The organism is Sphingomonas sp. PR090111-T3T-6A (assembly GCF_000383095.1).
In the GTDB taxonomy this organism is placed as follows: domain Bacteria; phylum Pseudomonadota; class Alphaproteobacteria; order Sphingomonadales; family Sphingomonadaceae; genus Solisphingomonas.
The window spans coordinates 139,725-153,455 of the sequence record NZ_AORL01000021.1; the positions used below are offsets into that span (position 1 = coordinate 139,725).

The 13,731-nt window shown below is 67.0% G+C and carries 8 protein-coding genes; all 8 read left to right on the forward strand.

What is annotated here, in order from left to right:
• Positions 1–51: 51 nt before the first annotated feature.
• The 8 genes from ST3T6A_RS0110780 to ST3T6A_RS0110815 all read left to right on the forward strand — a co-directional run bounded on the left by ST3T6A_RS0110780 (position 52) and on the right by ST3T6A_RS0110815 (position 13,658).
• Entirely contained in the window at positions 52–645 is a 594-nt protein-coding gene (locus ST3T6A_RS0110780; protein WP_083937465.1) for an RNA polymerase sigma factor, read from the forward strand.
• Positions 642–1,565, forward strand: coding sequence for a FecR family protein (locus ST3T6A_RS0110785; protein WP_019832934.1), 924 nt, complete (start codon positions 642–644; stop codon positions 1,563–1,565). The genes ST3T6A_RS0110780 and ST3T6A_RS0110785 overlap by 4 nt, the downstream gene beginning before the upstream one ends.
• Positions 1,566–1,696: 131 nt before the next feature.
• Positions 1,697–4,540, forward strand: a complete 2,844-nt coding sequence (locus ST3T6A_RS0110790) for a TonB-dependent receptor domain-containing protein (RefSeq protein WP_235785776.1) — start codon at positions 1,697–1,699, stop codon at positions 4,538–4,540.
• A gap of 61 nt (positions 4,541–4,601) precedes the next feature.
• On the forward strand, positions 4,602–6,647 hold the full coding sequence (locus ST3T6A_RS0110795) for a hypothetical protein (protein ID WP_157602763.1): 2,046 nt from the start codon (positions 4,602–4,604) through the stop codon (positions 6,645–6,647).
• Positions 6,644–8,146, forward strand: coding sequence for a tryptophan halogenase family protein (locus tag ST3T6A_RS0110800; RefSeq protein WP_019832937.1), 1,503 nt, complete (start codon positions 6,644–6,646; stop codon positions 8,144–8,146). Before ST3T6A_RS0110795 ends, ST3T6A_RS0110800 begins: the two co-directional genes overlap by 4 nt.
• Before the next feature lie 118 nt (positions 8,147–8,264).
• Entirely contained in the window at positions 8,265–10,586 is a 2,322-nt protein-coding gene (locus ST3T6A_RS0110805; RefSeq protein WP_019832938.1) for a TonB-dependent receptor domain-containing protein, read from the forward strand.
• Positions 10,587–10,674: 88 nt separating this feature from the next.
• A complete protein-coding gene (locus ST3T6A_RS0110810; protein ID WP_235785777.1) occupies positions 10,675–11,409 on the forward strand; it encodes a hypothetical protein in 735 nt (244 codons plus the stop codon).
• Positions 11,406–13,658 (forward strand): hypothetical protein, encoded by a 2,253-nt coding sequence (locus ST3T6A_RS0110815; protein ID WP_235785778.1) that lies wholly within the window; start codon positions 11,406–11,408, stop codon positions 13,656–13,658. The genes ST3T6A_RS0110810 and ST3T6A_RS0110815 overlap by 4 nt, the downstream gene beginning before the upstream one ends.
• Positions 13,659–13,731: the final 73 nt, after the last annotated feature.

The window sequence follows — 13,731 nt, forward strand, 5'->3', positions numbered from 1 at the left end:
TCGTCGTGCGGGGCTGACGGAAAGTCGCCGCTCGGGCATCTAGGCGCCAGAATGGAACCTGCTTCGCCGCACCTGATTGGATGGGTCAGCCGTCACATCCTGCCTCTGGAGGCACGGTTGCGCTCGTGGCTGCGTTCCGCTTTCCCGACCATCGATGCGGACGACGTGATCCAGGAAACCTATTGCCGGATCAGCGCGCTCGACTCCGTCGCCCATATCGCCGATCCGCGCAGCTACTTCTTCCAGACGGCGCGTAACGTCGTGCTCCAGCAGATCCGTCGCACGCGGGTGGTGAGCATCGAGGCGGCAAGCGGCCTCTCAGAGTTCGACGAGGCGCTGGCCGAGGACGACGCCTCGCCCGAGCGGATCGTGGCGGGACGACGCGCGCTGGCGCGGGTGGAGGCGCTGATCGCGGCGCTGCCCGACCGTTGCCGCCAGATTTTCCAGCTTCGCAAGATCGAAGGCGTCTCCCAGCGCGAGATCGCGACGCGGCTCGGCGTCACCGAGACGATCGTGGAGAACGAGGTGACGCGCGGCCTGCGGCGCATCCTCGATGCCATGGGCGAGGAGGAGCGTGCCGAGATGCGGGGGCGTCCCGGAAGGCGCGGATCGAAGGGCAAGGATTTCAAGGGGAGGCGCGGATGATCGACGATCGCGCCTGCCAATGGGCGTCCCGGATCGACCGGGGCCTCGACGATGTCGAGAGCGTGGCGCTGTCGGCGTGGCTTGCCGAGGACAGCCGCCATCGCGGCGCGCTGCTGCGCGCGCAGGCGGCGCTCAGCCTGCTCGATCGCGGCCGCGCGCTCGGCGCCATCGAGGATGAGCCCGAGACGGTCGAGAACCAGGGTCGCCGCCGTCTGCTGCGCTTCGGCGTGGCGGGGATCGCGGCCGCCATGGCGGGCGGCTTCGGCCTCCGGCACTGGCTGCGGGGGACGCCGATCAGCACCGCCGTCGGGGAAATCCGCCGTCTGCCGCTCGACGACGGCTCTTTCGCGGTGGTGAACAGCACCAGCCATATCCGTGTCGCCTTCACGCCTGAACGCCGCGACATCGAGCTGGCGCGCGGCGAGGCGTGGTTCGAGGTCGCCCACAACAAGGCGCGGCCTTTCACCGTCTCGGCCGGTCCCGTGCGCGTGCAGGCGGTGGGCACCGCCTTCGACGTGCGCCGCCGCGACGGCGCTTCCGAGGTGATGGTGACCGAAGGGACGGTGAAGGTCTGGTCCACGTCCTCCCACGCCGAGCCGACGCTCGTCACGGTCGGTCAGCGCGCGATCGTGCGCGAGGCGGGGGATGTGATGGTGAGCGGCCTCGCCCCCAATCTCTCCGACCAGCGGCTGGCGTGGCGGGAAGGGCGGATCGTCCTCGACAACATGACCCTCGCGCAGGCGGCGGACGAGTTCAACCGCTATCATGTGCGGACGCTGGAAATCGATCCGGCGCTGGGGAACCGTCACGTCGTCGGATGGTTCCACACCGACGACCTCGATGGGTTCACGCAGGCCGCGGCCGTGATGGTTGGCGGCCGGGTGGTGAAGGATGGGGACAGGGTTCGCATTGTCCCCTGAAAAATTTTTGAGCGTGGCGACGGAAAGCCTCGCCCCGCGCATCTGACCAAGAGCGACGCAAGATCGCCGCGATACTACGGGGAGAATGTTTGATGCGCCTCCTTGCGCATGTTTCCGCTGCCGACATTTCCATGACGGCGCTTGCCGTCGCCAGTGCCGCGGTGGTCGCCGCGCCCGCTGCCGCGCAGAGCAGCGTCCGCCCGTTCGACGTGCCGGCCCAGTCCGCCGCCCAGGGCATCGTCAGCTTCGCCCAGCAGGCGGGTATCCAGGTCCTCGCACCCAGCGAAGCGACGGCCGGCCGGCATGTCGCCAGCCTGAAGGGCAATTACACGGTGGAGGATGGCCTCCGCCGCCTGATCGCGCCCGCGCGCCTGCGCCTCGTCTCGTTCGACGGCCGCACCGCGGTGATCGCCGATCCCAAGGCCGGAGGCGGCAATGCCGCGCCGCGCGCCGCGTTCACCAACATCAACTACGAGCCGCAGTCGGCCCCCGTCGCGAGCGCTCCGGCTGCTGCGCCGCAGGCTGCCGCCGCCCCCGCCGACCAGCAGGCGGCGTCCGAGCAGATGCAGGAGATCGTCGTCACCGGCAACACGTCCGGCAAGCGCACGCTCTTCAACTCCTCGTCCAACGTCACGCTGGCCAGCACGGCGGACATCCAGCGCAAGGCCCCGCGCTCCACGGCGGATATCCTCGAACTTGTGCCCGGCATCTTCGTCGAGGGCACGGCCGGCCCCGTCTCGAACAACTACTCCGTCCGCGGCCTGCGCGGCGGCGCGCAGACCTTCATCACGCTCGAAGAGGACGGCATGCCGATCCTCTACGGCGGCGGCGGCGCCGACGAATATTTCCAGCAGGATATCACCATCGATCGCGTCGAGGCGGTCGAGGGCGGCACCTCGGGCATTCTCGCGCCCAACGGCGCGGGCGCGACGATCAACTTCATCTCGCAGCGCCCGAACTTCGACAAGACCGAGGCGCAGGTCCGCTTCACCGGCACGACCTATGGCGACTATCGCGCGGACGGCTATTTCTCGACGCCGATCACCGACAGCCTCGCCTTCAACGTCGGCGGCTATGCCGACAGCACGAAGGGCGTGCGGCACTCGCCGTTCAGCTACAACACCTATCATATCAAGAGCATGCTGGAGAAACGCTTCGACGACGGCGGCTATGTCCGTTTGACGATCAAGCGCGGCGACGAGCATGATCCCTATTATGCCGACCAGCCCTTCGCGGTCTCCGCGAACGGCAAGATCAGCGGCATTCCGGGGCTCGGCACCCAGTATGGCAACATCGTCGGCAACGCCTTCAACGACATCAAGGTGCCGGATAGCTGCGCGACCGGCAACTGCATCCGCAACTTCAGCCTGTCGCAGGGCATCCACACGACCTCGACCCAATACCGGATCGACGTCGACAAGCCCGTCACCAAGGATCTGAGCGTCTTCCTGCGCGCCCGCTATCTGGACGCGAAGTTCGACTTCAACGGCATCTTCCCCGGCAGTGGCGCGGGCACGGCGGGCCTCGCCTCGGCGGCGACCTACCTCGATCCGACGGCATCCCCGATCGCCAGCTTCCTGGCGCAGGGGCAGGCGGCCTTCCCGACGGCGACGCAGTTCGGCCTGCGTGACGTGATGGGCGGCGGCACGGTGATCCCGGCGTCCGACACCGCGACGCTCAACGCGCTGAACGGCAACGGCCTGCTCCAGCAGACCGTGCTCAACCACCAGCTCGTCACGACCAAGGATTTCGGCACCGATTTCGGCACGCGCTGGAACTATTCCTCCGGCGTGATCGACAACTCGCTGACCGTCGGCGGCATGTTCTACAACGTGCGCCACTATAACGATCAGTCTGGCGTCTCGACGCTGATCAACGACGTCAAGGACAATTCCCACATCTACGACATCGTGGCGCTCGACGGCACGGGCAATGTCGTGGGCCAGCTGACCAACAACGGCATGATCAGCTACGGCAACTGGGGCCAGGGTGTCGTGAAGGACGAGATCAACTCGATCTCGGCCTACTTCAACGACGAACTCAAGATCGGCTCGAAGCTGCACATCGACTTCGGTGCGCGCTACGAGCATGAGCATGTCGGCGTGGATATCGGCAATACGGCGGCGGTGAACCAGCCGGTGCCGGCCGGTACGCCGGGCATCATCGCGGATGTCGGCAGCACCTTCGACGGCACCTACACCCATGTCGCCAAGTCCTATCACGACTGGGCGGCGACGGTCGGCGCCAACTATGAGCTGACGGACAATATCGCCCTCTATGCCCGCTATGCGCGTGGCTTCCAGACCTTCGGTGGCGACACGGGCGGCACGCACAAGCCGTCCGACCTGACGCTGTACGAAGGCGGCGTGCGCTATCGCGGCCATGGTCTGGCGGCGTCGGTGATCGGCTTCCGCACGATCTTCAACGACCAGTCCTATCAGTTCATCAATCCCGACAACCCCGCCGTGCAGGCCAACGCGCTGGCCAACAACAAGACGGTGGGCGTGCAGGTGGACGCGACCTGGAAGCCGGTCCGCTTCTTCAGCCTCGACGTGAGCGGCGTCTATCAGGATCCGAAGCTGCACAACCTGCGCTTCGACGGCGTCGCCCAGCCGCAGTACAACGGCAACACGCCGGAACGCACGCCCAAGAAGCTGCTGACCGTCACGCCCACCTTCATCCTGCCGGGCGGGCTCGGCGAGATCTATGGCCGGTACAAATATATCGGCAAGATATTCGCGGACTCGGGCAATGGCGTGGCGCTGCCGAGCTATGGCGTGTTCACGGTGGGCGCGAGCTTCAACGTGAACCAGAAGATCACGATTTCGGCGAGCGTCGACAACCTGACCAACGTCAAGGGTTTCACCGAAGGCAATCCGCGACAGGGGCAGACCCAGACGATCGTCAACGGCTTCTTCTACGGCCGCAGCATCGTCGGACGGAACGCGCTGGTGAGCGCGACCGTGAAGCTCTAACACTTCCCTCCTCTGGGGCGGCTGGCTGGACCCGGCCGCCCCTCTTTTTTGGGTCATGCCGATGCTTTCAGCCGTCCATCGCCGCATCCGGGCCGCGGCGGGGCTCCTTGCGCTCGCCACCGTGGCGGCGGCACCGACGCCCCGTGGCGATTTCGTGCAGAAGGAGGGGCTCAACCTCAACAGCTTCGAGCGGAGCGGGCGGGTCTCCGCGCATGTCGTGCTGCGCTCGGGGAGCGATCCGCGCCTGATCGTGGCTTTCCCGGCGGGGAATAGCGGCGTCGGGCTGTGGTTCGACGGGATCGACCATCCGGCCGAGTGGACCATGCCCGCGCCCGCGCAGCCGATCACGATCAAGGATGCCAAGGGCCGCGCGCTTCACGGCGTGCGCTTCACCGCGACGATCGCCACGCCGCGTCTGGAGGCCAGGCAGGCGGTGCTGTCGAGCATCCGTGTGCTGCGCGACTATCAGGCGCTCGGCACTGCGCCCGGCGAGGTGCTGACGCCGCCGGTGGCGGATCGCACGGGCCTCGTCTGGTCGCGCGATCGGCTGGATGGCGCGCCGGGCTATCGGCTGGAGGTCCATGGCGCGATGCGAGGGGGCGCCTTCGTGGCGGACAAGGCCGGGCGGATCACGCTCTCGATCACGGCGGTGACGGGCGAGACGCCGCTCACGCCGCTCACAGGCAAGGATCTGCTGACGCCGGCTGTCAATGCCGATCCCAAGGCGCGCGCAGCGCTCGAATATCTGAGCTATCGCGAGAAGTTCCTCGCCGGATCGTGGCGCTTCGACACCTATTTCGGCCGCGACACGCTGATGTCGGTCAGGCTACTGATGCCGGTGCTTCAGCCGGTGGCGGTGGAGTCTGGCCTGCGCTCGGTGCTGGAGCGGCTCTCGCCCGAGGGCAAGGTCGCGCATGAGGAGGATATCGGGGAGTTCGCCATCCTCGACCATCGCAAGGAGGACGGCACCTCCTCCGCAGCGCCGACCTTCAACTACAAGATGATCGACAGCCATTTCATGCTGGCGCCCGTGGCGCGGGCATGGCTGCTCGACGATGCGCGCGGGCGGGGGCGGGCGAGGGCCTTCCTCGCGGAAAACGGCGCGGGCGCAGAGCTGATGCGTAACCTGCGTTTCGTGATGGCGGAGGCGCAGCCCTTCGCGCGCGATCCGGTGGTGGGCAAGCTGATCGGCCTCGAACCCGGAATGCAGGTCGGCGAGTGGCGCGACAGCAACGATGGGCTCGGCGGCGGGCATTATCCCTATGACGTCAACGCCGTCTTCGTTCCGGTCGCGCTGGAGGCCGCCGACGCACTCTATCGGGCGGGGCTGCTGACGCCTTATCTGTCGGGTGAGGATCGGGCGGCGTTCGAGCGCCTGCCAGCGATGATCGCCACCTGGCGCGAGAAGGCGCCCGGCCTGTTCGCGATGGAAGTCCCGGCCGACAAGGCGGCCGAGGATGTCCGCGCCTATGCGGGGCAGGCGGGCGTGCCGGCGGCACCTGCACTGGCGGCGCTGAAGGGCGAGCCGGTGCGCTTCCACGCCATCGCGCTCGATCGGGACGGCAAGCCGGTGCCGATCGAGAACAGCGACATGGGCTTCGACCTCCTCTTCGGCCATCCGACGGAGGCCGACCTCGGGCAGAGCGCGCAGCTCATCAGCCGCCCCTTCCCGGCGGGCCTGCGCACGGGGGCGGGGATGCTGGTCGCCAACCCGGCCTTCGCCTCTGCGGCGCTTCAGGCGCGTTTCGGGCCGAACGCCTATCATGGCACGGTGATCTGGTCGTGGCAGCAGGCGCTGGCGGCGGCGGGATTGGCGCGTCAGCTTGAACGGAAGGATCTGCCGGCCGATCTCCGCCTGAAGCTCGCCGATGCGCAGGCCTGCCTCTGGGACGGCATCGACGCGACGCGGAGCGTGCAGCGGTCCGAGCTCTGGTCCTGGGCCTATAAGGACGGCGCCTATCGCGTGGTGGCCTTCGGCGCGGGCGCCAAGGACGTAGACGAGTCCAACGCGGCACAGCTCTGGAGCACCGTCTTCCTCGCGCTCAAGCGGCCGGCGGGCGCGGGGCATTGCCCCTCGGCCTCCGCGACGGCTAGGACACATCCATGAGCGACAACCGTATCCGGCAGATCGTCATCCTCGGCGGAGGCACGGCCGGCTGGATGACGGCCGCGGCGCTCGCCAGAGGGCTCCATGGCACGGGCACCGCGATCCGGCTTGTCGAGTCCGAGGAGATCGGCACGATCGGCGTCGGCGAGGCGACCATCCCGACGATCCACTGGTTCAACCAGATCGTCGGCCTCGACGAGCGCCAGTTCATGGCCGAGACGGGCGCCACCTACAAGCTCGGCATCGAGTTCGTCGGCTGGAACGGGGAGGGGAGCCGCTATCTCCATCCGTTCGGCACCTTCGGCCCGCCGGGCGACGGGGTGATGTTCCTCCACCGCCTGATCCGCGCGCGGCTGGCGGGTTTCGATGCGCCGACCGAGGACTATTCGCTGAACGCGCAACTCGCGCTTCAGGGGCGTTTCGCGCAGCCGTCGGCGGATCGGCGCTCGCTGCTCTCGACGCTCGGCTATGCTTTCCATTTCGATGCCTCGCTCTATGCGCGCTATCTGCGAAAGCTCGCCGAGGCGGGCGGGGTGCGGCGCTTCGAGGGCAAGGTCTCGACGATCGACCAGCATCCCGAAACCGGCTTCGTCCGCTCGCTCACCACCGATCGCGGCGACGTGCTGGAAGGCGATCTCTTCATCGATTGCTCGGGAATGCGCGGGCTGCTGATCGAGCAGACGCTGGGCGTGGGCTATGAGGACTGGTCGCACTGGCTGCCCTGCGATCGTGCCTGGGCGGCGCCGAGTGCTCCGGAAGAGCGCGTCACGCCCTATACGCGCGCCACGGCGGCGGAGGCGGGTTGGCGCTGGCGCATCCCGCTCCAGCATCGCACCGGCAACGGCTATGTCTTCTCCAGCCGCTATCAGGACGATGACGCCGCGCGAGCCTCGCTGATCGCGGGCATGGACAGCCCGCCCATCGCCGATCCGCGCCTGATCCGCTTCCTGCCCGGCCGGAGGCGGAAGAGCTGGGATCGCAACGTCGTCGCCATTGGCCTGTCGAGCGGCTTCCTTGAACCGCTGGAGTCGACCAGCATCCACCTGATCCAGAGCGGCATCGCCAAGCTGCTCGCGCTCTTCCCGCGCCGCGACGGATCGCCGCTCGCCGCCGACCAGTTCAATCGCATCTACGCACAGGAGATGGACGACGTCCGCGATTTCCTGATCCTGCACTATGCGATGACGCAGGGGCGCACCGAGCCGCTGTGGCAGGCCTGCCAGGCGATGGAGATCCCCGAGACGCTCGCCCGTAAGATCGAGCATTTCCGCGCCTCCGCGCGACTGGTGCTGTCGACCGACGAGCTGTTCCGCGACGCGAGCTGGTTCGCGGTGATGGACGGGCAGGGCATCCGGCCGGCCGACTATAACCCCGCCATCGAAGGTCATTCGATCGAGGACACGATCGCGCATCTCCAATCGGTGCGGGCGGCGATCCGGACGACCGCCGCAGCCATTCCTGCATTGCAGCGTATTACACCCGATCGCGCTGCCGTTTGATCTGGCGCGTTTGGCTTAACCCTCTGGATTGAAACACCGCCGTCACAAAATCCCGGCATGAGGCTCCCCGTGCTGCACCCGCTCAGAAAGCGGGGTGGCGCCTTCTAGGGGAACTCATTTGTCCAAAATCTTCATCCGCTCGGCCGCGCTGGCCGCCGTCGCCTCGTGCGCCATGATCGCCGCTACGTCCGCCTCCGCGCAGGACGCTGCCGCCACCGCTCCGGCGGCCGGCAACGAGCTGGGCGACATCGTCGTCACCGCCGAGCGCCGCGCCGAAAATCTCCAGAAGGTTCCGATCTCGGTCGGCGTCATCAACGGCGTGGGCCTGCGCGATTTCCAGTCGGGCGGCGACGACACGTTGCTCTCGCTCTCGGGCAAGGTGCCGAGCCTGTACGTCGAGTCGACGACCGGCCGCATCTTCCCGCGCTTCTACATCCGCGGCCTTGGCAATATCGACTTCTACCTCGGCGCCTCGCAGCCGGTGTCGATCATCCAGGACGACGTCGTGCTTGAGCATGTCGTCCTGAAGTCGAACCCGGCGTTCGACATCCAGCAGGTCGAAGTGCTGCGCGGCCCGCAGGGCTCGCTGTTCGGCCGCAACACCACGGCCGGCATCATCAAGTTCGATACCGCGAAGCCGACTCAGGATTTCGAGGCGCGCGGCACGGCCTCTTATGGCAGCTACAACACGGTCAACATCGATGCCGGCGTCGGCGGCCCGATCATCGCGGACAAGCTCGCCTATCGCGTCTCGGCGCTCTACCAGCATCGCGACAACTGGGTGGACAACACCTTCACCGGCGTCTCCGATGACGGCACGCGCGCGCCGCGCAAGGACGCTCTCGGCGGCTTCGACGAGAAGGACGTCCGCCTCCAGTTCCTGCTGACGCCGACCGAGCAGCTATCGATCCTCGCCTCGGGCCATGCGCGCGACTATTCGGGCACGTCGACGATCTTCTATCGCGGTTCGATCACCAAGGGCACCAACGTGGTCCCCTCGAACTTCGACCGCAGCCAGGTCGCGCTCGACGAGGGCGACAACAACCCGCAGCATTACTGGACCTATGGCGGCTCGCTCAACGTGGGCTATGATTTCGGCGGCGTGAAGCTGACCTCGATCAGCGCCTATGAGACCAGCCATGGCTACAGCCGCGGCGACACCGACGGCGGTGCGGCGATCAACTTCCCGGGGCCGGCCTTCTTCGGTGAATCGCAGGGTCGCCTGCGCTCGCTCGGCCAGTTCACCCAGGAAGTCCGCCTCGCCAGCGACGGCACCGATCGCTTCAAGTGGCAGGTCGGCGGAATCTACTTCGATTCCCGCGACGATACCGAGTTCGATCAGCGCGCCTTCTTCCTCAATCCGGGCGTCGCCGCGCGCAACCCGAACAACTGGGTGCTGCTGCACGACATCAACACCTCGTGGGGCATCTTCGGCCAGGCGAGCTACAAGCTCACCGATCGCCTGACGATCACCGGCGGCGTGCGCGAGACAAAGGACACCAAGTCCACCCGCCTGCTCAAGACCGCCGACACCGCGGCGGGTGCCGTCACCTACACCGGCCGCCGCTATGTCCGTCTGTCGGACACGAAGCCGAGCTGGGATGTCAGCGCGCTTTATGAGCTGACCCCGAACGTCAGCCTCTACGGCCGCATCGCGCGCGGCTTCCGTGGCCCGACCATTCAGGGTCGTTCGGCGGTGTTCAACTCCGACTTCACCACGGCGAACTCGGAAACCAACACCTCCTACGAAGGCGGCATCAAGAGCAGCTTCTTCGACAACCAGGTGCGCCTGAACCTCACGGGCTTCACCTATGTCGTCGACAATATCCAGCTCAACGGCAACGATTCCAACGGCAACGGCGTGCTGTTCAACGCCAACAAGGCCAAGGCCTATGGCATGGAAGCCGAAGCCGAGGTGAAGCCGATCCCGAACCTGACGCTGTCGGCGGGCCTCAGCCTGCTGCACACCGAGATCGACGACAAGAACGTCTATGCGCAGGTCTGCGGTCTCGCCATCGCGGGCGTATACAACGTGGTCTGCACGGTCCAGAACCCGACCATCACGAAGCCGGTCTTCGGCACGCCGACCGTCTTCGCGCAGATCGACGGCAACCCGCTGCCGAACGCGCCGAAGTACAACCTCGACCTGACGGCGCGCTACGATCTGCCGATCGGTCCGGGCAAGGCCTTCATCTCCACCGACTGGAACATCCAGGGCTATACGAGCTTCGTGCCGTACAAGACCAAGGAGTTCACCTCGAAGGGCAGCTTCGAAGGCGGCCTGAAGATCGGTTACGACCTGAAGTCCTATGAGGTGGCGGTGTTCGCTCGCAACATCACCAATGAGAAGAACCTCAAGGGCGTGATCGATAACTATATGGCGGGCGTCTACAACGATCCCCGGATCATCGGCGTCTCGGTGAGCGCCAAGTTCCACTGATCGGAACGGGTCGGGCGGCCCGGATGACGGCCGCCCGACCCACCTGCCGGCGTTGACAACGCGCATGAGGCCCGATGAGATCGGGCTCATGCGTCGCTGGCCGGTCCTGTTGTTTGCGTTGCTGGCGGGCTGTGGCCCCAAGGCACATCCGCCGGCCTCGCCGATCATCCTCTGGGCCTGGGAACGGCCGGAGGACCTGCGTTTCCTGCCCGAGGATGTGGGCGTCGCCGTCCAGAGCGACTTCATCGAGATCGTGGGGGACAGCTTCATCGCGCGCGGGCGGCGCTATCCGCTTCGGGTCGCGACGCCGCCCGAGATCGCGCTCGTCCATATCCAGATCGCGCCCGAACAACCTGTCCGCTGGACGCCGACGCTGCGCCGTCGCGTGGCCGGCGCCGTGCTGCATTATGCGACGCGCATCCCGGCGAAGCGGGTCCAGATCGATTTCGAGGTGCGGGCGTCCGAGCGGCAGATCCTCCTCGATGTGCTGGCCGATGTCCGCGAAGGATTGCCCAGGGGAACGCTGCTGTCGATGACCGCGCTCGCATCCTGGTGCGATGACGAACGCTGGCTCGACGCGGCGCCGGTCGACGAGATCGTGCCGATGCTCTTCCGCATGGGCCGCACCGACCCGCTGATCCGGGAACGGCTGGAGAAGGGAGGGGATTTCCGCAACCCTCGCTGCCGCACCGCTCTGGCACTCTCCACCGATACGCCAATCGCGCGCGCGCCGGCCGGGCGACGAGTATATGTCTTCGATCCACGGAGCTGGACCAGAGCCGACTTCGATACCGTGCGGCGCCAGATAGGGGGATGGCGATGAAGGGGATGCGCAAGGCTGTCGCGGCGACGCTGGCCATGCTGGCGATCGGCTCGGGCGGGCCGCCGCCGGTGCCGGACTATGTGACATCCTATGCGCTGAACGCGGTCGATCTCTCAGCGCTGTCGGATGGGCATCTGGGTATTCTCAAGGCTACCGCTCCCTCGCCGATCCTCTATCTGGACTGGCGGTTGCTGAACGGGCTTTCCGTCGGCAAGGAAGCGGGCGCGGCGCTGGCCAAGCCGTGTTGCGGAGATTCCAGCGCCGATCCGACCTATCAGTGGATCGATGCCCGCAAGCAGGTCCCCGGCGCCTCCACAGACATCTACTATATCTCCACCGAGCGGGAGGGGCCGCACTATACCGCCATCCCCACCTGTTTCAGCGACGCCTTCGTCACCGCGATGGCGACGCTGAAGGATCGCGTCGGCCGCTACGGCGCTTCCTCGCCGGGCGTGCGGGCATGGCTCGCGGGGCAGGACGCCGTGTTCCAGTCGTGCAGCAAGCCGGGCGTCGCGCTGCCTGCGCTGCCCGCCGGCGCACCGGACTGGCTGCGCGCCGATCGCGCCTATCAGGAGGCCGCACTCGCGCTCTATGACGGGCGCTATGCGGATGCCGAGCAGGGGTTCGCCGCGATCGGGAAGGATCGCCGTTCGCCGTGGCAGCCCAAGGCGCTGTATCTGCAAGCGCGCGTGGCGCTGCGGAGCGCGATGGATCATCTCGATGCGCCGGGCTTTGCGCATGCCCACGCCGCGATCCGGCAGCTCGGCGCCGCGCCCAAGGGCAGCTACGGGCAGGATCAGATCCCGACGATGCAGCAGCTCCTGCTCTATCGAGAGCATCCGCGCGAGCTGCTCGCCCGTCTCGACCATGATCTCAACCAGCACGAGGCCGCACCGGACATCGCGGTGAAGTTCAAGGATTATCTGAGCCTCAGCGACGTCTCGACCGCCAAGCCGGAGGCGGGCGACTGGATTCGCACGCTGCAAACGAGGGATCGGAAGGCGGGGCTCGCCCATGCGCAGCAGCAATGGTCCGCGACACATCGTGTCGCATGGCTGGCGGCCGCGCTGAGCCTCGCCATGCCCGACGACGCGGCTGCGCCCGCGCTGGCGCAGGATGCGGCCGCTGTTGCGCCGGGCGATCCGGCGTGGCTGACGGCCCAATATCATCTCACCCGGCTGACGCTGCTGAAGACTCCGCTGGCCGAGACGCGGATGCGCACCGATGCCATCCTCGCGCGGGGCGATCTCACCCCGTCGGACCGCAACATCTTCTCCGCGATCCGGACCCAGCTTTCGACCGGTCTCGACGATTTCGCGCGTCATGCGCTCCGCCAGCCTTATTGCACGGCCACCGACGGCGGCTGCGTACCGGGCAATTTCCCGGCGGGCGACGGGCTGATCGGCAAGCAGGGCGCTTCCTATGTGGGGCTCGGCGGCGATGCGCGTGCGGTGATCGATCGCCTGCCGCTCAAGGAGCGCATGACGCTCGCTCAGGCCGTGACCTTGCCGCGCGAGCTGAGGCTGGATATCGCGCTCACTAACTATGCGCGCGCCGTGCAGCTTCAGGACGATGCCGCGATCGGCGCGACGGCGACGCTGCTCGCCGAGCTATTGCCGCAGGTGCGCGACGACTGGCGGGCCATTCAGCGCCTCAAGCCGGGGCCGGACCGGCGCTTCGCCGAATTCTTCGTGATGGCGAAGATCCCGAGCCTGCGCAGCGATCTCGCCGGCTATGCGCGGCCCGAGGGGAAGGAGCCCGGGTTCAGCGGCTATTGGGTGGACTGGATGCTGCTGCCGCGCGGCCATGCGACGGTGGTCAGGGCTTTCCCGCCGACCAGGGCTTACACGCCGGACGAATATTGGAGCGGGAATGACGATGAGGCGCCGGACGGTGCTGACATGGCCTGCTTCGGCAAATGCGGGCGGGGCATCTTCGCCTTTCATATGCCGGTTTTCGCGGGCGATCTCTTCGCCAGGGCGCGCGTGGAACGAGGCTTCTTCCTCGCGGGCGACGACAAGCCGGACCGTATTCCCCCGGACGCCACCTCGCTCTGGGGCGAAATGCTGGACTATGCGCGCCTCCATCCGAAAGACCCTCGCTCGCCCGAGACGCTCTATCGCCTGATCCGCATCGCGCGCTGGGGCGGCAATCACGATCATCTGGGCAAGCGCGCCTTCCAGTTGCTCCATGCGCGCTATCCGAAGTCGATCTGGGCGACGAAATCCCCTTATTATTACGACAGTTGAGGCGGCGGGGCAGGACGGCGCATACCTCCTTGGAGGCATTGACCCCTGAGGCAGGCGGTTCCAGCACGCTCCT